General features: G+C 72.8%; 25 protein-coding genes. 18 read left to right on the forward strand and 7 right to left on the reverse strand.

Annotated elements, in window-relative coordinates; all coding sequences use genetic code 11:
• Window positions 1-3: 3 nt before the first annotated feature.
• Genes NLX85_RS30830 through NLX85_RS30840 form a run of 3 tightly spaced genes read right to left on the reverse strand, consistent with a single transcriptional unit; the run spans window position 4 to window position 1,260 of the window.
• Entirely contained in the window at window positions 4-261 is a 258-nt protein-coding gene (locus NLX85_RS30830; protein ID WP_254341126.1) for a hypothetical protein, read from the reverse strand.
• A 19-nt stretch (window positions 262-280) separates the two neighbouring features.
• On the reverse strand, window positions 281-478 hold the full coding sequence (locus tag NLX85_RS30835) for a DUF397 domain-containing protein (RefSeq protein ID WP_254341128.1): 198 nt from the start codon (window positions 476-478) through the stop codon (window positions 281-283).
• Window positions 475-1,260 (reverse strand): helix-turn-helix transcriptional regulator, encoded by a 786-nt coding sequence (locus tag NLX85_RS30840; protein ID WP_254341130.1) that lies wholly within the window; start codon window positions 1,258-1,260, stop codon window positions 475-477. Before NLX85_RS30840 ends, NLX85_RS30835 begins: the two co-directional genes overlap by 4 nt.
• 357 nt (window positions 1,261-1,617) lie before the next feature.
• Between NLX85_RS30840 and NLX85_RS30845 the strand changes: the two genes are divergently transcribed.
• The 12 genes from NLX85_RS30845 to NLX85_RS30900 all read left to right on the forward strand — a co-directional run bounded on the left by NLX85_RS30845 (window position 1,618) and on the right by NLX85_RS30900 (window position 13,503).
• On the forward strand, window positions 1,618-2,286 hold the full coding sequence (locus NLX85_RS30845; RefSeq protein ID WP_254341406.1) for a flavin reductase family protein: 669 nt from the start codon (window positions 1,618-1,620) through the stop codon (window positions 2,284-2,286).
• A gap of 159 nt (window positions 2,287-2,445) precedes the next feature.
• On the forward strand, window positions 2,446-2,814 hold the full coding sequence (locus NLX85_RS30850; protein ID WP_091316479.1) for a DUF485 domain-containing protein: 369 nt from the start codon (window positions 2,446-2,448) through the stop codon (window positions 2,812-2,814).
• Complete coding sequence (locus NLX85_RS30855) at window positions 2,792-4,465, forward strand: cation acetate symporter (protein WP_254341133.1); 1,674 nt, start codon at window positions 2,792-2,794, stop codon at window positions 4,463-4,465. Before NLX85_RS30850 ends, NLX85_RS30855 begins: the two co-directional genes overlap by 23 nt.
• Before the next feature lie 71 nt (window positions 4,466-4,536).
• A complete protein-coding gene (locus tag NLX85_RS30860) occupies window positions 4,537-5,517 on the forward strand; it encodes an NAD-dependent epimerase/dehydratase family protein (RefSeq protein ID WP_254341135.1) in 981 nt (326 codons plus the stop codon).
• 74 nt (window positions 5,518-5,591) lie between these two features.
• Complete coding sequence (locus NLX85_RS30865) at window positions 5,592-6,836, forward strand: LCP family protein (protein ID WP_254341137.1); 1,245 nt, start codon at window positions 5,592-5,594, stop codon at window positions 6,834-6,836.
• A 208-nt stretch (window positions 6,837-7,044) separates the two neighbouring features.
• On the forward strand, window positions 7,045-8,250 hold the full coding sequence (locus NLX85_RS30870; RefSeq protein ID WP_254341139.1) for an LCP family protein: 1,206 nt from the start codon (window positions 7,045-7,047) through the stop codon (window positions 8,248-8,250).
• Between the two features lie 206 nt (window positions 8,251-8,456).
• Complete coding sequence (locus tag NLX85_RS30875) at window positions 8,457-9,374, forward strand: LCP family protein (RefSeq protein ID WP_254341141.1); 918 nt, start codon at window positions 8,457-8,459, stop codon at window positions 9,372-9,374.
• Between the two features lie 28 nt (window positions 9,375-9,402).
• Window positions 9,403-9,738 (forward strand): rhodanese-like domain-containing protein, encoded by a 336-nt coding sequence (locus NLX85_RS30880; RefSeq protein ID WP_091316463.1) that lies wholly within the window; start codon window positions 9,403-9,405, stop codon window positions 9,736-9,738.
• 14 nt (window positions 9,739-9,752) lie between these two features.
• Complete coding sequence (locus NLX85_RS30885) at window positions 9,753-10,544, forward strand: glycerophosphodiester phosphodiesterase family protein (RefSeq protein WP_254341143.1); 792 nt, start codon at window positions 9,753-9,755, stop codon at window positions 10,542-10,544.
• A 76-nt stretch (window positions 10,545-10,620) separates the two neighbouring features.
• Complete coding sequence (locus NLX85_RS30890; RefSeq protein ID WP_254341145.1) at window positions 10,621-12,075, forward strand: PAS domain-containing sensor histidine kinase; 1,455 nt, start codon at window positions 10,621-10,623, stop codon at window positions 12,073-12,075.
• A 62-nt stretch (window positions 12,076-12,137) separates the two neighbouring features.
• Window positions 12,138-12,557 (forward strand): ATP-binding protein, encoded by a 420-nt coding sequence (locus tag NLX85_RS30895; protein WP_254341408.1) that lies wholly within the window; start codon window positions 12,138-12,140, stop codon window positions 12,555-12,557.
• Window positions 12,558-12,618: 61 nt separating this feature from the next.
• Window positions 12,619-13,503: a DUF5926 family protein gene (locus NLX85_RS30900; protein ID WP_254341146.1), complete on the forward strand. Its 885-nt coding sequence runs from the start codon at window positions 12,619-12,621 to the stop codon at window positions 13,501-13,503.
• Window positions 13,504-13,551: 48 nt separating this feature from the next.
• On the opposite strand, the gene NLX85_RS30905 is transcribed toward NLX85_RS30900, so the two are convergent.
• Window positions 13,552-14,763 (reverse strand): arginine deiminase, encoded by a 1,212-nt coding sequence (locus NLX85_RS30905; protein ID WP_254341148.1) that lies wholly within the window; start codon window positions 14,761-14,763, stop codon window positions 13,552-13,554.
• Between the two features lie 163 nt (window positions 14,764-14,926).
• Here NLX85_RS30905 and NLX85_RS30910 point away from each other — a divergent pair, with 163 nt between their 5' ends.
• The 5 genes from NLX85_RS30910 (at window position 14,927) to pheA (ending at window position 18,382) form a co-directional block, all read left to right on the forward strand.
• Window positions 14,927-15,664, forward strand: a complete 738-nt coding sequence (locus NLX85_RS30910; protein ID WP_091316449.1) for a hypothetical protein — start codon at window positions 14,927-14,929, stop codon at window positions 15,662-15,664.
• Between the two features lie 226 nt (window positions 15,665-15,890).
• Window positions 15,891-16,346 (forward strand): hypothetical protein, encoded by a 456-nt coding sequence (locus NLX85_RS30915; protein WP_254341150.1) that lies wholly within the window; start codon window positions 15,891-15,893, stop codon window positions 16,344-16,346.
• A gap of 75 nt (window positions 16,347-16,421) precedes the next feature.
• The gene (locus tag NLX85_RS30920) at window positions 16,422-16,811 is read left to right on the forward strand and encodes an ACT domain-containing protein (protein WP_254341151.1); all 390 of its coding nucleotides are present in this window, start codon (window positions 16,422-16,424) and stop codon (window positions 16,809-16,811) included.
• A gap of 82 nt (window positions 16,812-16,893) precedes the next feature.
• Window positions 16,894-17,415 (forward strand): hypothetical protein, encoded by a 522-nt coding sequence (locus NLX85_RS30925; RefSeq protein ID WP_254341154.1) that lies wholly within the window; start codon window positions 16,894-16,896, stop codon window positions 17,413-17,415.
• Between the two features lie 10 nt (window positions 17,416-17,425).
• Entirely contained in the window at window positions 17,426-18,382 is a 957-nt protein-coding gene (pheA, locus tag NLX85_RS30930; RefSeq protein ID WP_254341155.1) for a prephenate dehydratase, read from the forward strand.
• Between the two features lie 43 nt (window positions 18,383-18,425).
• Here the strand turns inward: pheA and NLX85_RS30935 are convergent, their stop codons facing one another.
• The 3 genes from NLX85_RS30935 to NLX85_RS30945 all read right to left on the reverse strand — a co-directional run bounded on the left by NLX85_RS30935 (window position 18,426) and on the right by NLX85_RS30945 (window position 20,102).
• A complete protein-coding gene (locus NLX85_RS30935) occupies window positions 18,426-19,148 on the reverse strand; it encodes an AIM24 family protein (protein WP_212839030.1) in 723 nt (240 codons plus the stop codon).
• 94 nt (window positions 19,149-19,242) lie between these two features.
• Complete coding sequence (locus tag NLX85_RS30940) at window positions 19,243-19,587, reverse strand: metallopeptidase family protein (protein WP_189197572.1); 345 nt, start codon at window positions 19,585-19,587, stop codon at window positions 19,243-19,245.
• 86 nt (window positions 19,588-19,673) lie between these two features.
• A complete protein-coding gene (locus tag NLX85_RS30945) occupies window positions 19,674-20,102 on the reverse strand; it encodes an OsmC family protein (protein WP_254341157.1) in 429 nt (142 codons plus the stop codon).
• A 119-nt stretch (window positions 20,103-20,221) separates the two neighbouring features.
• Here NLX85_RS30945 and NLX85_RS30950 point away from each other — a divergent pair, with 119 nt between their 5' ends.
• Window positions 20,222-20,965 carry a hypothetical protein gene (locus NLX85_RS30950; RefSeq protein WP_254341159.1) on the forward strand — a complete coding sequence of 248 codons (744 nt, stop codon included), beginning with the start codon at window positions 20,222-20,224 and terminating at the stop codon, window positions 20,963-20,965.
• Window positions 20,966-20,994: the final 29 nt, after the last annotated feature.

The raw sequence follows: 20,994 nt of genomic DNA on the forward strand, positions 1-20,994 counted from the left end.
CGGTCAGGCCGTGCGGCGCATGGCCGCGTAGAGGTGGTGCCCGTCGCCGACGCTTGTCACGTTGACCAGCTCCCAGCCGTAGTTCGACAGGTGCTCGACCGCCTCCATGAGCGGCCGGAACCCGCTGCGTCCCCAGGAGTGCTTCGCGGTGACCACGAGGTGCCGGTGCGGGTAGGCACGCAGGTCGACCTGACCCCCGAGGATGGCGTCGGCGCTGACGACGCGCTCCTGGGCGAGCTGCTGCGGCGAGACGAGAGACATGCCCGGCACGGTACGGCCCTCAGTCGAGCCCGGGCCGCCGCAGGCTCGTGACCAGGGAACGCCAGGCGTCCGGGGTGAAGGCGAGCGTGGGCCCGGACGGGTCCTTGCTGTCCCGCACCAGCACCACCCCGGGCAGGTTGTCCGCCACCTCGACGCAGTTGCCGCCGGAGTCCGTCGATCGCGACGACGTGCGCCAGCGGGGCTCGGCGGTGGTCATGGCGTCACCTTCAACTTCCGGATCAGATCCAGTGAGGCTCCCGTGGACAGCGCTTCGCCGAGGAGGCTATCCCACTTCCGCTCGATCAAGCCGATGGTCCCGGGGTCGTCGATGACGTGTCCCCGCGCGGCATTCTCCAGGTAGAGCACCCGCTCGGAGTCCGGCAACTCGGCCAGCACGAAGCCGCCACCGAGCCCGGCATGCTCGCCGACGGCGAGCGGGACGACATGCAGCCGCACAGCCGGCAGCTCGGCCACCTCCAGCAGGCGCGCGAGCTGAGCATCGAGGACCGCCGGCCCACCGACCGGCCGTCGGACGGCGGTTTCGTCCAGCAGGAACACACAGTGCGGCGGCTCGTCGCGGTGCAGCAGTTGTTGCCGCTCCAGTCGAACGGCCACCAGTTCGTCAACGGTGCCGGGCGGATGCAGGCCGCCGGTCGAGATCACCGCACGGGCGTAGTCCTCGGTCTGCAACAGCCCCGGGACCAGGCACGCCTCGAAGGCGCGGAGCCTGACCGCCTGCTGCTCGTAGCCACGCCACGGCACGAACCATGACGGGCCGCGCTCCTGGTCGGCGGTCTTCAGAAGTTGGGTGAGGAGGCCGCCGGTGCCGAGGGCCTGGTCGGCGGCGACGGCGAACTCCATGGTCGGCCGGCGTCGCCCCGTCTCGATGGCGGCCACCGTGGACGGGCTCCACCTGATCGTGGCCGCCAGCCCTTCCTGGGAGACGTCCGCACCGGCCCGGGCGGCCTTCAACGCCCGGACCCATACCTCGATGTTCATCCTTACGTCCCCGGTAAGTACGTGGTCGCGCTTGGTAGTAAGCCCTGGCATCCTCCCGCGCTGATCCCGCCGAGTCCAGGGTGGAGGGGCGCGGCCCGGCTGGTGGAGGCGACGACCCGGCGGCCGGTCCTGCGGCAGGTCGCCCCGGCCATCCCCCGGCCGGGGCGACCCCTTCCCGGGGAGGTGCTCATGCGGAATGACCGCCGAGATCTTGGACGGAAACGGCCCTTCGAGGGGCCGAATTCGTCCAAGATCTGGAAGGGGCCGGGTCCGGCGCACGTGGCGATGCGGCCGGCGTGGCGGTGCCGGTCGTGCGGGGCGCACTGGCCGTGCCAGCCGGCCCGGCTCGCGCTGCTGGTGGAGTACCGGCACGACCGGACCGCACTGCTGCTCTACCTGGGTGGCCTGATGGCGGAGGCCACCGGGCAGCTTCCCGGCGCCCGGGACCTGCATCGGCGCTTCCTGGGCTGGGTGCGGGGCCGGGGCGGCACAATGTTTCACGTGAATCATGAGCCGGGCGCCGAGATCCACCACACCGACCCGTTCGCCGTGCCGGCCGGGCAACGCTCGCCGGTCCGCCGGCTGCGCGGCCGGCTGGCCGCTCCGGTGACGCTCTGGACCGCGCCCGGCCCGGCGGGGCTGACCGTCTCGTCCACCCTGGTGGCCGAGGGGGAGCCGGACCGGCTGCTCGGTCTGGTCGACCCGGAGTCGGACCTGTGGGCGGCGGTGGAGGAGGCGGGCCGGTTCGCGGTCGCGCCGCTCGGCCCGCAGCACCGGCAGCTCGCCGACCGGTTCGCCGGCCTCTTCCCGTCGCCGGGCGGCCTGTTCGCCCTGGACTCCTGGACCGACACGCCGTACGGGCCGGTGCCCGCGGACGCCGGCGGGTGGGCCGGGTGCCGCCTCGACACCACCCGGGAGTACGGCTGGGGCCTGCTGGTCGAGGCGACCATCGAGGCGGTCGACCTGGCCGAGGACACCGCGCCGCTGCTGCACTACCGCGGCCGCTACCGGGGGCTGACCGACTGACCACCGACCGGTGAGCGGAGTGACCTGGGTCACTCGGCGCAGCCGGACCGCCGTTCGGCGCAGCCGTCGACCGTCGCCGATCCGAGCCTTCCCCGGCGGGGAGCGCGCTCTCTACCGTGCGCGAAAACTCCCCACGCCTGCGAAGGTGGTGATCCACAGATGTCCACGGACACACCCGCGTCCGCACCCGCCGAGTCGGCGGCGGAACGGTACCTCGCCGTCCAGCGGTCGGACGAGTTCGCCGGGTTGCGGCGCGCGCTGCGCGGCTTCGTCTTCCCGATGACCGTCGCGTTCTTCCTGTGGTACGCGCTCTACGTCATCCTCTCCGCGTACGCGCGGGGTTTCATGGGCACGAAGCTGGTCGGCAACATCAACGTCGCCCTGGTCTTCGGCCTGCTCCAGTTCGTCTCCACGTTCGTCATCGCCTGGCTCTACTCGCGGTTCGCCGACCGGAAGATCGACCCGGTGGCCGACCGGCTCCGCGCCGAGGTGGGGGAGGTGACCCATGAACACGGTCCTCGCGGCTGAGGCGGGCGGCACCACGGCCCGCAACCTAACCATCACGCTGTTCCTGGTCTTCGTGGCGATCACGCTGGCGATCACCGTCTGGGCCAGCCGGCAGACCAAGACCGCCACCGACTTCTACGCCGGCGGCCGGTCCTTCTCCGGCTTCCAGAACGGCATGGCGATCGGCGGCGACTACATGTCCGCCGCGTCCTTCCTGGGCATCGCCGGCATCATCGCCCTGTACGGCTACGACGGCTTCCTCTACTCGATCGGCTTCCTGGTCGCCTGGCTGGTGGCGCTGCTGCTCGTCGCCGAACTGCTGCGCAACTCCGGCCGGTACACGATGGCCGACGTGCTGGCCTTCCGGATGCGCCAGCGCCCGGTCCGGACCGCGGCCGCGGTCTCCACCATCACGGTGTCGATCTTCTACCTGCTGGCCCAGATGGTCGGTGCGGGCGCGCTGGTCGCCCTGCTGCTCGGCATCAAGCCGGGCACCACCTTCCTCGGCATGGACGCCGACACCGCGAAGGTCGCCACCATCATCATGGTGGGCGCCCTGATGATCATCTACGTCACCGTGGGCGGCATGAAGGGCACCACGTACGTACAGATCGTCAAGGCGTTCCTGCTCATGACCGGTGCGCTCGTGATGACCCTGCTGGTGCTGGCCAAGTACAAGTTCAACCTGTCCTCGCTGCTCGGCGACGCGGCCGACGCCTCCGGCAAGGGAGCGGCCTTCCTCGAACCCGGGTTGCGCTACGGCGTGGAGACACCCGGCGACGCGCTGAAGACCTTCTACAGCAAGATGGACCTGCTCTCGCTGGGCATCGCGCTGGTGCTCGGCACGGCCGGCCTGCCACACATCCTGATCCGCTTCTACACCGTGCCGACCGCGAAGGCGGCCCGGAAGAGCGTGCTCTGGGCGATCGGCATCATCGGCACCTTCTACCTGCTCACCCTCGCCCTCGGCTTCGGCGCGGCGGCGCTGGTCGGCGGCAAGGCGATCACCGCGCAGGACAAGGCCGGCAACACGGCCGCCCCGCAGCTTGCCGAGGCGCTCGGCAAGGACTTCTTCGGCGGGAACCTGGGCGGGGCGACCCTGCTGGCGATCATCGCGGCGGTGGCCTTCGCCACGATCCTGGCGGTGGTCGCCGGGCTCACCCTGGCCTCGTCGTCCAGCCTGGCGCACGACTTCTACGCCAACGTCATGCGGAACGGTCAGGCGTCCGAGCGGCAGGAGGTGAACGTCGCCCGGATCTCCGCCCTGGTGATCGGCGCGATCTCCATCGTGCTGTCGATCTTCGCGCAGAGCCTCAACGTGGCGTTCCTGGTGGCGCTGGCCTTCGCGGTCGCCGCCTCGGGCAACCTGCCGGCGATCCTCTACAGCCTGTTCTGGAAGCGGTTCAACACCTCCGGGGCGGTCTGGGCCATCTACGGCGGCCTGCTCGCCGCCGTGGTGCTGGTCTTCTTCTCCCCGGTGGTCTCCGGGGCGCCGACGGCCATGTTCCCCGACCACGACTGGCACTGGTTCCCGCTGTCGAACCCGGGCATCATCTCGATCCCGTTCGGCTTCCTCTGCGGCTGGATCGGCACGCTGCTGTCGAAGGAGCACGACGAGGACAAGTACGCCGAACTGGAGGTGCGCTCGCTGACCGGCGCGGGCGCGCACTGACCACACCCCCCACCCCGGTGGGCCGGAGCCGTCGTCGGCTCCGGCCCACCGGCTTGAGTAGGCTGGCCGGCATGAAGGTCGCTCCCCGCTTCGGCTCCGGACATCGCATCCTCGTCACCGGCGGCGCCGGCTTCGTCCCGTCGCACCTGGTCGACCGGCTCATCGAGCGCGACTGCACGGTGGTGGTGCTGGACAACTTCGTCACCGGCTCCAAGGACAACATCGCGCACCTACTCGAGAAGCCGACCTTCTCGCTGATCGAGGCGGACATCTCCGAGGGGCTGCCGACCGACCACCCGGCGATGGCCGAGCGGTTCGACGCGATCCTGCACATGGCCTCCCCGGCCAGCCCCACCGACTTCGAGAAGCTGCCGGTGGAGATCCTGCGGGTCGGCTCGGTGGGCACCCTGCACCTGCTGGAGCGGGCCACCGCCGACGGCGCCCGGTTCCTGATGGCCTCCACCTCCGAGGCGTACGGGGACCCGAAGGAGCACCCGCAGCGCGAGACGTACTGGGGCAACGTCAACCCGATCGGCATCCGGAGCGTCTACGACGAGGCGAAGCGCTTCTCGGAGGCGGCCACCATGGCCTACCACCGCAGCCGGGGCACCGACACCGCGATCGTGCGGATCTTCAACACCTACGGCCCCCGGATGCGGCCGGACGACGGCCGGGCCATCCCGACCTTCATCTCCCAGGCGCTGCGCGGCGAGCCGATCACCGTGCACGGCACCGGCAACCAGACCCGGTCGATCTGCTACGTCGACGACCTGGTGCGGGGCATCCTGCTGCTGCTCGACTCGACCGAGACCGGCCCGATCAACTGCGGCACCGAGCACGAGATGTCGATGCGGCAACTGGCCGAGACGATCGTGTCACTCACCGGAAGCAGCTCCGAGGTGAGCTACATCACCCGCTCCGCCGACGACCCGGAGATGCGCCGCCCCGATCTGACCCTCGCCCGCGAGCTGCTCGGATACGAGCCCGCCGTGGCGCCCGAAGACGGTCTCCGACGCACGATCGAGTACTTCCGCGGCCGGCTAGGGTACTGAGTCCCGCTGGGAGGAGGCTGACACCTCGCTGCGCCTCAGGGCGCGGGTGGCTCGACCGACCTACCCTCGGTTACATGTCAGCGACCTCGTCTGCCGGCGTCCCGTTCCGCGCACCCCTGAGCCGGAGCGCGGGCCGCGCCCAGGTTCCCGGCTCCGGCCGGGGCACCAGCGGGCGTGCCCGCGCGACCGACGCCCGCTGGTACCCCTCGTATGACGAGGAGCCGCGCTCGGGCGGGCCCGGCGGCCCGGGTGGACCGACCGGCCCGGACGGGCCTGGTGGTGGCGGCGGCGGTCCCGGCCGGCGCGGCCCCCGTCCGCGCTGGGGACGGATCGGCCTGGTGGCCGGCGTCGCCGTGCTGGTGCTGGCGCTGCTCGGCGCCACCGGCGCCTGGCTCTACGCCCGCAACCTCAACGGCGACCTGGCCCGCACCGACCCCTTCTCCCAGATCACCGGGGGGCGGCCGGCCAAGCAGGTCGAGGGCGCGTTGAACATCCTGCTGGTGGGCAGCGACTCGCGGGACCCGGACGCCGAGGTGGACGCCGCCGGCAAGTGGCGGGCGGACACGCTGATCGTCATGCACATCCCGGCCGACCACAAGCACGCCTACCTGGTCTCGATCCCGCGTGACCTGTACGTGCCGATCCCGGAGAACGCCGGCGCGTCCTGCGACTCGGGTTCCCGCAACAAGATCAACGCTGCCTTCGCGTTCGGCGGCCTGCCGCTCGCCGTGAAGACCGTGGAGTGCTTCAGCGACGTCCGGATCGACCACGTGATGGCCATCGACTTCGCCGGCTTCAAGGAGGTCACCGACGCCCTCGGCGGGGTGGACCTCAAGGTGGAGCGGACCATCAACTCGATCCACAAGCCGTACCGGACGTTCACCAAGGGCGTGAACCACATGAACGGCGCCGAGGCGCTGGACTGGGTCCGGCAGCGCAAGCAGTTCCCGGACGGCGACTTCGCCCGGATGCGCCACCAGCAGGAGTTCCTCAAGGCGCTCATGGACAAGGCGGCCAGCACCGGGACATTGACCAACCCCAGGAAGCTCAACGATTTCCTCAAGGCGGTCACCGCCGCCGTCACGGTCGACCAGGGATTCTCGTTGACCGACATGGCGCTGCAGTTCCGGAGCCTGCGCGGGGAGAACCTGACCTTCGTCACGAGCCCCAACCTGGGCGGCCAGACCATCGACGGCCAGTCGGTGGTGGTCTCCGACCGGGAGAAGGCGCTGGCGATGTACAAGGCCATCGCCGCGGACACCATGGCCGACTGGCTGAAGGCCAACCAGAAGACGGACACCGACGGGAGCGGCGGCTGACGCCACCCCGCGACGGTGGTGCATCCGGTCGGTGGTCAAGGCTCGTCCCGCAGTGAGCCAACCGCCGACCGGATCCTTTCAATTGGCCGTTCGGCCACAACCCTGAGCCATTGGCCGAGATTGACGGGAATAGCCCTCGCACGAGGTCGCGAGAACGGGAACAGATACGTACAGTGGTCCCGCCCCCGATCACCGAGCTGGAGCACGCATGCCGGTCCAGACCAGCCGTCGCCCTCAGTCACTGGAGCCCGGATCACCCGGGCGGGTTCCCCCGATCATCCCGACGCAGCCCGGCCCCGGCGGCCCCGGCGGCGGGAAGAAGCGCACCAAGCGCAAGGACCCGCTCTGGGCCAAGCTCACGGTGATCTTCGGCGCCGTCCTGATGATGACGAGCGGCCTCGCGATCGTCGGCAGCAAGGCGGTGATCGGCCAGGCGACCAACAGCATCGACCAGGGCAACCTGCTCGGTGAGGCGGGCAAGAGCGACGCCGAGGGCGGCAACAGCCTCGACGGCCCCATCGACATGCTGCTGCTCGGCGTCGACGCCCGGCAGCGCTGGGCCGCCGACGACGTCCGGTCGGACACGATCATCATCCTGCACATCCCGGCCACCCACGACCAGGCCTACCTGATCTCCATCCCCCGGGACACCGAGGCACAGATCCCGGCCTTCGGGAAGAGCGGCTACGGGGGCGGCACCGACAAGATCAATGCCGCCTTCTTCCACGGGGCGCAGAACGGTGGCGGCTGGGAGGGCGGTGCCCAGCTGATGGCCAAGACCATCAAGAACATGACCGGGATCAGCTTCGACGGCGCCGCGATCATCAACTTCGGCGGCTTCAAGAACGTGATCGACGCGCTCGGCACGGTGCGGATCTGCGTGAGTCACGAGGTCAAGTCGCACCACATGTCGATGGTCGACGGCAAGCCCATGTGGAACGCGGACGCGAAGAAGACCGGCAAGTCGTACACCCCGGTGGTCCACAAGAAGGGCTGCAAGGAGATGGAGGGCTGGGAGGCGCTCGACTACGCCCGCCAGCGCTACGGCCTGCCGAACAGCGACTACGACCGCCAGCAGAACCAGCAGCAGCTGATCAAGGCGATGGCGAAGAAGGCCACCGACAAGGGCATGCTGACCAACCCGCTCAAGCTGAACGCGTTGATCAAGGCGGCGGGCAAGGCCTTCATCCTGGACACCGGCGGCGTGCCGATCGCGGACTTCATCTTCACGCTCAAGGGCGTCAGCGGGAACGACCTGGTCACCCTCCGGACCAACGGCGGCACCTACAGCACCGCCGGCAACGGCCGGGAGAAGTTCAACGAGACGACCATGGAGATGTTCCAGGCCGTGAAGAAGGACAAGCTCGCGGACTTCGTGGTGTCGAACCCGAGCGTCCTGTCCACCCGCAAATGACCTGGTGACCTGCCGGTAGCCGGCGAAAGCGGCACCGCCCGGCGGTTCCCCCCGTAGCCTGACGTGAGCGGGTCTCATGTCGCGGCTACGGGGGGAACGTCACGTCCAGGCCAGCACGGAACGCACGCGGGCGGACGCGATCCGCCCGCTGGTCCCGGTTCCTGCTCGGCGCGGGTCTCGCCCTGCTCCTGCTCGCCAGCCTCGGCGTGGCCGGCCTGCACTGGCTCACCAACCGCTACGACCGCACGGTCACCAAGGAACAGCTGCTGGACGCGTCGGCCCGGCAGAGGCGCACCGACCTCTCCGGTCCGCTCAACTACCTGCTGATCGGCTCCGACCACCGGCTCGGCGCGAACCCCGAGGACCAGCGCTCGGACAGCATCCTGATCGTGCACGTGCCGGCCGGGCTGCGGCAGGCGTACCTGATCTCCGTGCCGCGCGACCTGCTGGTCGCCATCCCGGCGGCGCCCGGCTACGGGGGCGGCCAGGACAAGGTCAACGCGGCGTACGAGCACGGCGGCGGGGGCGAGGCCGGGGCCCGGCTGCTCAGCGCCACCCTGACCCGGCTCACCGGGGTGCGCTTCGACGGTGCCGCGCTTGTCGACTTCTCCGGCTTCAAGCAGGTCATCGACCTGCTCGGCGGCATCCGCATGTGCGTCGACACCCCGGTCCGGTCGATCCACACGAAGACCCAGTTCGACCCCGGCTGCCAGCAGATGAACGGCGCCCGGACGCTGGACTACGTGCGGCAGCGCTACGACCTGCCCGGGGGCGACTACGACCGGCAGCGCCACCAGCAGCAGATGCTCCGGGCGGTGCTCGACAAGGCCGGCGAGACCCACCTGCGCAGCGACCCGGTGAAGCTGGACCGGGTGCTCCGGGCGGTGGGCGGCGCGCTGACCCTGGACAGCAACGGCGTACCCCTGGAGGACCTGCTCTTCGCGCTGCGCGGGCTGCCCGCGAACGCCCTGCACGGCGTCCAGGTGCCCTCCTACCCGCAGACCATCGACCAGGTCTCGTACGTGGTGCTCGACAACGGCGGCGGCGGGCTCTTCGACGCGCTGCGCGGCACCCGGATGCCGGAATGGGCGGTCGCCCACCCCCGCTGGGTCAACCAGCTCTGACCGGAGCGGGCCGCTAGGCTTGGTAGCCGTGTTCGGACCCCAGGTTCCCAGCGTGCCCGCGTCGGCCGTGCCCGACGACATCTACCTCCTCGACGTCCGTGAGGACGACGAGTGGGGCGCCGGCCACGCGCCGACCGCCCACCACCTGCCGATGACCGAGTTGCCCGCCCGGATCGCCGAGGTGCCGGACGACCGCGAGGTGGCGGTGATCTGCCGCTCGGGCGGGCGGTCCGCGCAGGTCGTCGCGTACCTGATGCGCAACGGCTGGGACCAGGTGCGCAACGTCGAGGGCGGGATGGGCGACTGGGCCGCCGCCGGCCGTCCCGTGGTCACCGACGACGGGCAGCCGGGCCGGGTCGCCTGAGGCGCGACCCGGCCATGGCCACCCCCCTGGTCTTCGCGCACCGCGGCGCCTCCCACGACCTGCCGGAGCACACGCTCGCCGCCTACCTGCGCGCCCTCGACGAGGGCGCGGACGGGCTGGAGTGCGACGTCCGGCTGACCCGGGACGGGCACCTGGTCTGCGTCCACGACCGCCGGCTGGACCGGACCAGCAACGGTCACGGGCTGGTCAGCGCGCGCACCCTCGCCGAGCTGGAGGCGCTCGACTTCGGCTCGTGGCACCCCGGCGGGTCGGCGGCCGACGGGGACGAACCGCTCGACGCGTCGCACACCCGGCTGCTCACGCTGGAGCGGCTGCTCGACGCGGTGCTCGCCGCCGGGCGGCCGGTCCGGCTGCTCATCGAGACCAAGCACCCCTCCCGCTACGGCCGCGACGTCGAGCGCCGGCTGGTCACCCTGCTGCGCCGGTACGGCCTGGCCGAACCCGGCCCGGACGACCCGGTCCGGGTCACCGTGATGTCCTTCTCCCCGCTGGCCGTACGCCGGATCCGCGACCTCGCGCCGGCGCTGCCCACCGTGCTGCTGCTGGAGGTGCTGCCGCGCTGGCTGCGGCTGGGCCGGCTGCCGTTCGGCACCCGGATCGCCGGGCCGGGGATCGGCCTGGTCCGGGCCCGCCCGCAGCTCGTCCCCGCGCTCCGGGCCGCCGGCAACCAGGTCTACGTCTGGACGGTGAACGAGCCGGCGGACCTGGAGCTGGTGCTGGCCGCCGGGGTGGACGGCGTGATCACCGACCGGCCCGCCCGGGCGTTGGCCCGGTTGGGCCGATGAGCCCCCCGGTCCGACCGGTGGGCGGTCGCCCGGCCAGGGGGTGTCCTCGGGCCGGGCGGCGCGGCACACTCGGGACATGCCGGAGCGAACCGACTTCACCGCCCTCATCGCCGGCCACACCAGCGTGATCAAAATGATCAACTCGGGTGAGTCGGGCCTGCCCGTGCTCACCAGGCTGCTCCGCGAGGTCGAACCGGCCGTCGGCGCGGCCGGCCTGGTGTTCGTGGAGTTCGCCCCCGCCGGCGGCCGGGTGATCGCGGCGACCGGCAGCGCGGAGTTCGTCACCGGCCGCCCGCTGCCGGCCACCGACCCGGCCACCGTCTGCCTGCTCTCCGGGCCGCCCGTCCGCGAGGTCCGGGTCGACGCGATCCCCGGCGCGCTCGCCGACGAGGTCGCCGCGCGCGGGCTGTGCCGGATGATCCTGGCGCGCGCCGAGATCGGCGGACTGACCGTGGGCAGCCTGCACGCCCTCTACCCGGAGGGCGCGCCGCTGGACGCCTCCCAGCGCGCCGTGGTCGGCTACGTGGCCGCCTGCATCGCCCACATGTACGGCGACCAGACCGGCCTGCCGGTGCACGGCGACGGCCCGGTGGTGGCGGCGCTCGCCGACGGCCTGGCGGTGGTCGACCGCGACCACCACGTCCGGCTCTGGAACCCGGCCGCGGCCCAGGTGACCGGCCGGCCGGCCGGCGAGGCGCTGAGCCGGCCGCTGCCGTTCCCGCTCCCCCCGTCCGGCCAGGTGCTCGACCACCGGCTGCCGGACGGCCGCTGGCTGCGGATCACCTCCGGTGAGCTGCCCGGGCCGGGCGCGCTGCGGGTGGTCACCTTCCGCGACATCACCGACCAGCAGCGGCGCGACCACGACCGGGACCTCTTCGTCGCGGTGACCAGCCACGAGCTGCGCACCCCGGTCACCGTGATCAAGGGGTACGCGGACACCCTCACCGACCACTGGGAGTCGCTCAGCGACGACGACCGGCGGCAGGCCGCCCGGATCATCGGGCAGCGCGCCAACGAGCTGGCCCGGCTGGTCGACCGGCTGCTCACCGCCGCCACCGAGAACCGCCCCGGCGGCGAGCCGGCCGCCCCGTTCGACCTGGGCGACGCGCTGCGGGCGGCCGTGCCCGACCTGCCGGCGGACGTCCGCCACCGGATCGTCCTCGACCTGCCGGCCGACCTCCCCAAGGCGCTCGGCGACCGGCACAGCCTGGCCACCGTGCTCACCGAACTGAGCACCAACGCCGGCAAGTACTCGCTGCCGGACACCCCGATCGAGGTCTGCGCCGAGGCCAACGAGCGGACCGTCTCCTTCCGGGTCGCCGACCGGGGCATCGGCATCCGGCCGGAGCACGTGGAGCGGGCGTTCGACCGGTTCTGGCAGGGGGAGTCCGGTGACCGGCGGCGCTACCCGGGGGCCGGTCTGGGGCTCTATCTCGTCCGGCAGATCGTTGAACAACAGAATGGATGGGTATCCCTTCGACCGAGAGCTGGTGGGGGTACGGTCGCAGAGGTGCGGCTGCCACGGGGGTGAACCCGGCCCGCACGGGGGAAGGAACGACGGTGTCGACGGGTTCGGCCGAACGAGCGTGGTGCGTGGTGGTGCCCCACCACGTCACCGGCACGCGCCTGGCCCGGCACCGGCTCGCCGACGAGCTGGCCGACGTCGTACCCCCGACCCTGCTGGCCGACCTGGTCGCGGTCCTCGCCGAGCTGGTCGGCAACGCCGTGCGGCACGCCGACCCGCTGCCCGGGGGCGTGGTCCGGGTGGCCTGGCGGCTGCGGGCGACGGTTGGCGGGCCGGCCGTCCAGCTCCGGGTCACCGACGGCGGTGGCGCCTCCGGCCCGCTGATGCGGGTCGCCGCCCCGGACGCCGCCGACGGGCGCGGCCTGCACATCATCTCCGGCCTGGCGAGCCGCTGGGGGGTCGAGCGGGACGGCCTGGGTCAGAGCGTCTGGGCGGAGTTCGACCCGGCCGCCGTGACCACCCGGCCGGACCTGGTCGTGGCCGGTTGAGCCGACCGGTGAGGCGGGTTGCGCCCACGGCGGTCGGGCCCGGCATCTAGGCTGTGTCGCCGTGAGCAAGCGTCGAAAGAGCCAGCGGCCCGCCGAAGCCACCCCGAAGCGGGAGAAGGTGCGCGACGTCTTCGTGCCCCGACCGTTCGAGGGCCTGGTCGACGAGCCGGAGTGGATCGCCCTGCGCGAGCTGGTGCCGGCCGCCTCCGCGCCGCTGCGGCTGACCCCCGAACTGGTCGAGGAGTACGGCGACCGCCCGGTGACCCTGGCCACCGTGCTGCCGATGGCCGCCCCGGCGATGACCAAGCCGGACGGGCGGGTCTTCATCGGCCTCCAGCGGCACCAGCAGTCCGGCGACGTCTCCCGGGACCTGGCCGACGCGCTGCTCTGCGCGCTGCGGACCGAGCCGGGCGGCCAGGTGAGCGTGCCGCCGCTGCCGGGGCCGGGCCCCCGCCTCCAGGACATCCTGGTGGACGGCCCGCTGGAGATCAGCATGCACGAGGGGTTCGAGTTCTGGCTCGACCCGGGCGCCGCGGACGACCCGAACGTGCAGGCGTCCCTGGAGCGGGCCAACGCGGCGATCTACCCGACCGTGAAGCTGGCCGCGGCGCGGGCCGCGTACTGGTGCCAGGTGCCGGAGAAGGCACACGTGCGCTGGGTCCTGCCGGAGGACGAGGATGTGGCGCTGGACGCGCTGTCCCGGCTGAGCGTGGCCGGCACGCTGACCCTGGGCGACAACACCCGGTTCGCCGGCATGTTCCGGGCGCACGGCCGCCTCGTGCCGGTGTGGGACCTGCCCGAGGACGCGCCGGCCGCCGACTGGGAGGAGCCGGTGACCGGGTTCGCCAAGCGGTACGCCGAGGCGCTGGAGGAGCGGGAGCCGCTGGACGCCGCCGGGCGCCGGGCCCGCCAGGGCCTGCTCGGCCGCCAGCTCACCCTGCGCTGACCCGATCGTCGCCGCGGGCCCCGGTCACCGGCCGGGGCCCGTCGCCGTTCAGCGGCGCAGCGGTTCGCGGACCAGCGGGCAGGACATGCAGCGCGGTCCGCCCCGGCCGGAGCCCAGCTCCGATCCGGCGATGGCGATGACCTCGATGCCGGCCCGCTCCAGCTGGGCGTTGGTCTCCACGTTCCGCTCATAACCGACGCAGAGGCGCGGCGCCAGGGCGAGGGTGTTGTTGCCGTCGTCCCACTGCTCCCGTTCGGCGGTGACCGGGTCGAGACCGGTGTCGATCACCCGCAGCTGGTCGAGGTCCATGGCGTCGGCGGCGGCCCGCAGGAACGGCGCCGGGCCGTCGACCCGCGGATCCTCGCCGTCCGTGCCGGCGATGACCGTGTACGCGGACAGCTCGCTGGCGATGTTCGGGTACATCAGCACGGCGTCGACGTCGACCATCGTGCAGACCGTGTCCAGGTGCATGGTGGCCCGCTCCTGGGCGATCGGCACCACCAGGATGGTGTGCGCGAGCCGGGCGGCGAAGACCTGCCGGGCCAGCCGCTCCGCGCCGGCCGGCGTGGTCCGCTCGCCCACGCCGACGGCGAGCACCCCCGGCGCGAGCAGCAGCACGTCCCCGCCCTCCAGGTGCTCCAGCTCGGGGTGGTAGACGAACTCGGTGCCGACGAATCGCGGGTGGTAGCGGTAGATCGCGTCGGTGAGCGTGGTCTCGCGGCGGCGGGCCGGCATGGCCAGGCTGGTCACACCGACCCGGTCCCCGATCCAGACCGACGAGTCGCGGGTGAAGAGCAGGTTGGGCAGCGGGTCGATGACGAAGTCGTGCCGGTCCATCAGCGTCCAGACCAGACCGCCGGGACGGTCCGGGCCGATCCGCACCTCCTCGTGGGCGAGCCCGGCCACGAACACGTCGGCCAGTGCGGCCGGGTCGAGGTAGGTGAGGTGGTCGGCGACCCGGCGGCGCAGGGTGTCGCCCAGCCGGGGCGAGCGGAGCACCAGGTCGGTCAGCTCGGCCCGCGCGTCCGGCACGGCGAGGGTCTCGGCCAGCAGGGTGGCCAGGTAGAGCACCTCCACCCCGCGGGACCGCAGGGCCGCCGCGAAGGCGTCGTGCTCCTCCTGCGCCCTGCCCACCCATGGGATAGCGTCGAACAGCAGGGAGTCGTTGTTGCGTGGGGTGAGGCGGGCGAGTTCCGGCCCCGGGCGGTGCAGCAGCACCGTGCCGAGCCGAGCGACCTCGCTGTCCACGTAGTGGGTCACCTTCGCAGCGTAGGGCAGGCTTCCGCACCATCCGGGAAAAGAAGTGTGAATGAATATGGCATTCATCCGCACTCATTCCGGCGCTCCAACTTGCCGAGCACCGGGGTGCGCAACGTAGGGTAGTGGAGACATAACTTCGAGAGACCTTTTGCCGGAGGTCGCGATGACTGTCTTTCCCGCTCGCCGAGCCGTACCGACCCGGGCACTGCCGCCCGTCTCGGTGCCGCATCCCCGGGTCGAGTCCACTTCGGTGCTCGAGCCGGCCCGACCCACTCCGCTGGAGTGGGCCCGCCGCCGCCGGGCCGAGCGGGGTGCCCGCAGGTTGGAGGCGGCCGGGGCCCGCGCCCTCGGCCAACTCGACCACCTCGGCCCCGCCTGGCACGTCATCGAGTGGCCCCGCACGGACGCCGCGGACGTGCTCCTCGACCGCACCCAGGACGAGCGGGCCGGTTTCCTCGCCATCGGGCCGAGCGGGCTCTTCGCGGTCACCGTCGCCGACCACGGCCGGGCCCGGGTGCTCGTCGCGGGCGACGTCGTGCAGATCAACGGCAAGCGTCCGCCCTATGTGGCCGAGGCCCGCCGCGACGCCAAGCGGGCCGCCAAGGCCCTCTCCGACGCCGTCGGCCTGCCGATCCCGGTGACCCCCGTGCTGACCTTCGTCGGCTCCGGGGTCATCAGCGTCTACGGCCTGCCCAAGGACTGCCTCATGGCCACCCACCGGGAGCTGGACCGCCTGCTCGTGGCGGGCGGCAACCGGATCAGTCCGGCCACCGCCGAGAAGCTCTCCCGTGTCGCCCAGGCCCCGTCGACGTGGCTCAACGGCACGTACCGTCCAGCCGCCGACTACCGGTGGTACGAGGAGGGCCGAACGGCCGCTGACAAGCGGGCCGCCCGCCGGTAACGTCTCCGGCGACGCCACGCGGTCCGCGGCTCCGCCCCGTTGGTCCGTCGGCCCGCGCCGTCGCCGGCCGCCCGACACCGGGCACCCGTCGCACCGACCCCTGTCCCCGGTCCCCTTCGAGCGCTCGGATATTCGTGCGGCTCCGGTGACCGGACGCAGCGCGGTCGGGCGGCCGCCGAGACGACCGGCTAGCGTGGACAGACCGTCGGTGTACATAGGAGGCGCGGTGGCCCACGTCGAACTCTCGCTCTCGGAAGTGTTCGTGCCCGCGGCGGGGACACCGACCGAGCAGGAGTCCGACAACTTCGGGCAGTGGTCCGGCACGGTCTCCCGGGCCGCCGAGCCCTGCCTGCTCATCGACGCCGACACCACCGTGGTGGCGATCTCCTCGTCCGGCTGCGACCTGCTCTGCCTCGGCGCCCCCGAGGACGTCATCGGCCGGCCGCTGCTGGAGGGCGGCCTGCGCCTGGTCGACTTCACCGCCAGCCCGAGCGAGCTGACCGAGCAGGAGACCGACAAGATCCCGCCGCTGCTCGCGCTGCTCTCCGGCCGGCTGGCCCGGGGCCTGCTCCGGGTCCAGGGGCCCGGCGCCGACGCCGGCACGACGGTGGACGCCATCTCCACGCCGGTGCTCACCGACGGCGAGGTGGCCGGCTCACTCACCTTCTTCTCAGCCGTCTGACCTGCGACGACGTGTGGCGATCGCCGCACCGGGCGGTGCTGGGGCCCCGCCGCGCCGAGGCCGTAGGGTGCCCTCATGCTCGATGTCGCTCTGTTGCCGGGCGAGTACGCCGTGTGCCGCCTGTCGGCCGGCACCGTGCTGCCCCCACGGCTCTGGGGCGCGCTGGCCGGGCGCGACGTGGTGACGGTGAGCTGGACCGCCGACGGCGTCTCGGTGATCTGCCCCGCCGAACGGGCGCCCGCCGGGGCGGACGTGGAGACCGAGTGGCGCTGCCTGCGGCTGGTCGGCCCGCTGGACGCGGCGGTCACCGGCACCCTCGCCGCCCTGGTCGACCCGCTCACCCGGGCCCGGGTCGACGTGGTGGCCTTCTCCACGTACGACACCGACCACGTGCTGGTGCCCACCGTGCGGCTGGCCGAGGCGACCAGCGCGCTGGAGCGCGCCGGGCACCGGGTCCACAAGTGACCTTCACCCGATCGGGTGATCCTCCTACGATGGGCTCGGCCGCCCGGCCGTGACGACGTCCCTCGATGCCGAGGATCGACCCGTGCCCTGCACCCCGCCCCGCCCCGCCCGCCGACACCTCCCGGTGGCGCTGGCCGCCCTGCTCGCCCTCGCCGGCTGCGGGGCGCCGCCCGAGCTGCGCCACCCCACCGCGTCCGCGACCACCGCGCCGACCGCCTCCGCCACCTCCACCGCCAGCCCGACGCCGGCCGCACCGGCGACCCCGACCCGGCCGGCCCGCACGGCACCGCCGCCGGACCCGACCGCCACGCCGTGCCGGTCCGGCCCCTCCGGCGACCGGGTGGTCGCCCTGCTGCGCGGTTCGGCCCGGGTGCTGCCCCGGGACCTCCGGGTCACGGTGCGGAGCGGGCCGCTCTGCGCGGAGGACTGGCAGTACACGGTGCTGGCGGTGAGCGGGCACGAGGAGCTCCAGGTGGTCACCCGGGGCCGGCCCGCCGCGCTGGAGCTGGTGACCGCCGGCACGGACGTGTGCGGCGTGGAGGTACGCGCCGCCGCCCCGTCCGGCATCCGGACCCTGGCCTGCGACGGCACCCCGGGTGCGTAGTCTGGTCGACATGCCGGGAACACCGCCGACCCGCTTCGTCTACCTCGGTCCCGAGGGCACCTTCGCCGAGCAGGCGCTGCGCACCGTCCCCGCCGCCGAGCGGGGTGACCGGACGCCGGCGCGCAGCGTCGGCGAGGCGCTGGACGCCGTACGGGCCGGGGAGGCGGACGCGGCGCTCGTGCCGCTGGAGAACTCCATCGGCGGCGCGGTCGGGGTGACCCTGGACGAGCTGGCCGAGGGGGAGCCGCTGGTGATCACCCGCGAGGTGATCCTGCCGGTCGAGTTCGTGCTCGCCGCCCGCACCGGGATCGCGCTGGCCGAGGTGCGCAGCGTGGCCGCCCACCCGCAGGCGTCCACCCAGTGCCGGGGCTGGCTCCGCGACCACCTGCCCGACGCCACCGTGGTCGACGTGCTCTCCAACGGCGCCGCCGCGGCGGGCGCCGCGAGCGGGGAGTACGACGCCGCCATCTGCGCCCCGATCGGCGCCACCCGGCACCGGCTGACCGTGCTCGCCGACAAGATCGCCGACCACCCGGACGCGGTCACCCGGTTCGCGCTGGTCTCCCGCCCCGGCCCGCCCCCGCCGCCGACCGGCGACGACGTCACCTCGCTGGCCGTCTACATCGCGCACGACCGGGTCGGCGCGCTGCTGTCGGTGCTCACGGAGTTCGCCACCCGCGGGGTGAACCTGAGCCGGATCGAGTCCCGCCCGACCGGCGAGGCGCTCGGCCGGTACGTGTTCTTCCTCGACTGCACCGGGCACGTCGCCGACGTACGCCTCGGCGAGGCGTTGCAGGGGCTGCGCCGGGTCTGCGCCGACGTGCGCTTCCTCGGCTCGTACCCCCGGCACCGCTGGAACCCGGCGGCGAGCGACCGGCCGGTCCCCGCGCCGGCCGGCCTCTCCGACGCCGACTACGCGGACGCGGCGGCCTGGCTGTCCCGGCTGCGCGCCGGCGAGCTGAACTGACGGTGGGCAGGGCGTCCGAACGGGCGCCCCGCCCACCGGACGGTCACTGCAGCAGGCCGCCGAGCAGGCCGCCCTGCTGCTGCTGAGCGCCGCTGCCCTGCACCGGAGGCTCCTCCGAGGGCTGGACCACGACGAAGCCCTGCCCGGCGAAGCTCATCGTGAACGCCTCGCCGGTGCTGCGGCCGAGCAGCGTGCCCAGGCCGAGCTGCTCGGCCCGGTGGTAGCCGGTCTGGAGGTTGGCCGACCAGCAGACCGCGGCCTGCGGGTCGACGTAGGTGGGCTGGTCGACGTTGAGCACGACCGGGGTGCCCTTGGTGGTGATCGCGATCCGGCCGTAGCCGGTGAAGACGCAGTTGAACAGGCCGGACGAGGACGCCATCCCGGCGCCGCCGACCATCTTGATGTCGTACTGCAGGGTGGAGTCGAAGGCCAGCACGCTGGACCCGTTGATCGACAGGGCGTCGCCGGGCTCCAGGTCGATGATGTGCACGTCCTTCGCCAGCTCGGCGAGGAAGACGTCGCCCCGGCCGGACAGCTTCATCAGCGGCACGCCCTCACCGGTGAGCCGCTGCTTGATGAACTTGCCGATGCCGCCGGAGCCGAGCGCCTGGAACTGCACCTGACCCTGGTACGCGACCATGGACCCGACCCGGGCCATGGCCTCGCCGTTCAGCTCGATCTTCAGCATCTTGGAGTTCTGCAGCCGCATGCCCGGCTGCTGGGACTCCTTCTCAAGGTTCTCCGCGGAGAACAGCGCGCTGCGCATGGGTTTCCTCCTGCATCGGGGTGTGCCTGCACCGGAGGTTAGGGGACCCGCGCAACAGCGGGGATCGGCCGAGCGGGGCGCGACGCGGACCCGGTCAGCCCCAGCCGAGGGCGTGCAGTCGGTCGTCGTCGATGCCGAAGTGATGGGCGATCTCGTGCACCACCGTCACCGCCACCTCGTCCACGACGTCGTCCTCGGTGTCGCAGATCGCCAGGATGGGGTTCCGGAAGATGAGGATGCGGTCGGGCAGCACACCGGCGTAGTCCCAGCCCCGCGACGTGAGCGCGTGCCCCTCGTAGAGCCCGAGCAGGTCCTCGCCGGGCGGCGGGTCGTCCTCGACCAGGATGACCACGTTGCTCATCAGCCCGAGCAACTCCTCGGGCACCTCGTCGAGCGCCTCGCCGACGAGCTCCTCGAACCGCTCCCGGCTCATCTGCACGGCCACGCCGCCCGGTCACCCCTTCACGATCGGCACACAGCACGGCAAGGGCGCCCGACGGGGCACCCTCGCCGTGTCGCGCGTGGTCAGGCCAGGCGGGCGTTCAGCGTGATCTGCGCGCCCGGGGAGAGCAGCCGGGAGATCGGGCAGTTCTCCTTGGCCGCCTCGGCCAGCTTGGTGAACTCAGCCTCGTCCAGGCTCGGAGCCTGGCCGACGGTCTCCAGGTCGATCCGGGTCACGGTCATGCCCGCGTCGGTCTTGTCGAAGTGGACCTTGGCGGTGGTCTCCACCGTCGTGTCGGTGGCGCCCGCGTCGGCGAGCTGCTTGGAGAGGGCCATCGAGAAGCAGCTGGCGTGCGCGGCGCCGATCAACTCCTCGGGGTTGGTGCCCTCGCCCTCCTCGAAGCGGGACTTGAAGGAGTAGTTGCCGGTCAGGCCGCCCTTGCCGGTGCGGACGGTGCCGGACCCCTCGGTGAGGTTGCCCTGCCAACGAGCGGAAGCGGTACGGATAGGCATGGCACCGACGCTAACCGAAAGCGGCCCGCCCCGCACCGGGCCGCGCGCTTGCGGTCCCCTGTCACCGGTGCCGGCTGTGTCATGATTCGACGCAGGCCCGCGTACGGGAAGGGTGGCCCATGTCCCAGGATCTCCCCATCCCCCGGCAGGACAACCGGTCCGACGGCACCACAGTGGTGGAGTGGGGCGACGCCGAACCGGCCCCGTCCGGCCGGGTCGGGCGGAGCCTGGCCGGCCTGGGCCGCGACCACCGCCTCCCGCCGGTGCTCACCGGGCTCGGCGCGGTGGCCGCGGTCGCCTCCCTCATCGGGGAGTGGCTGGTGATGACCGTGCCGAACGACGACCCGCCGGCGAACAGCCCGCTCCGGCTGCCGAGCGGGGTGGCGGAGATCGGCGGCTTCGGCGTGGCGTACCTGGTGGGGCTGCTCGGCCTGGCCGCCGCCGTGGCCCTGGCGCTGCGCGGTGCCCCGGCGGTGCGGCAGCACGCCCGGCTCGCCGGCCTCGGCATCGCGGCGGCCCTGCTCGCCGTGCTGACCGCGACCGCCTTCTCGCTCCAGGAGCTGGGCCAGCGCGCCCTCTTCTTCCCCACCGAACAGCGGTTCCAGGTGGAGCACGGGCGGGGCCTGGTCACCGCCTTCCTGGCCACCCTGCTGCTGGCCGCCGCGCTGCACCTGTCCGGCCGGGCCGGCGCCGAGCCGGCCGACCGGGCGGACGAGCCCGGGGCGGAGCCGGCCACCCGGCCTGCGGACGGCCGGCCCGGCCGGGGCCGGCGCCGGGCGACCGAGGACGAGCTGCCATCCGCGCCGGCGGACCTGAGCGTCCAGCCCACGACGCCCTTCGCCCACCCCGAACCGCCCCGCTGATCGGGCGCGGCCGGGGGGCCTCCGGCCGC

The organism is Micromonospora sp. A3M-1-15 (genome assembly GCF_024213425.1).
Classification (GTDB): Bacteria; Actinomycetota; Actinomycetes; order Mycobacteriales; family Micromonosporaceae; genus Micromonospora; species Micromonospora chersina.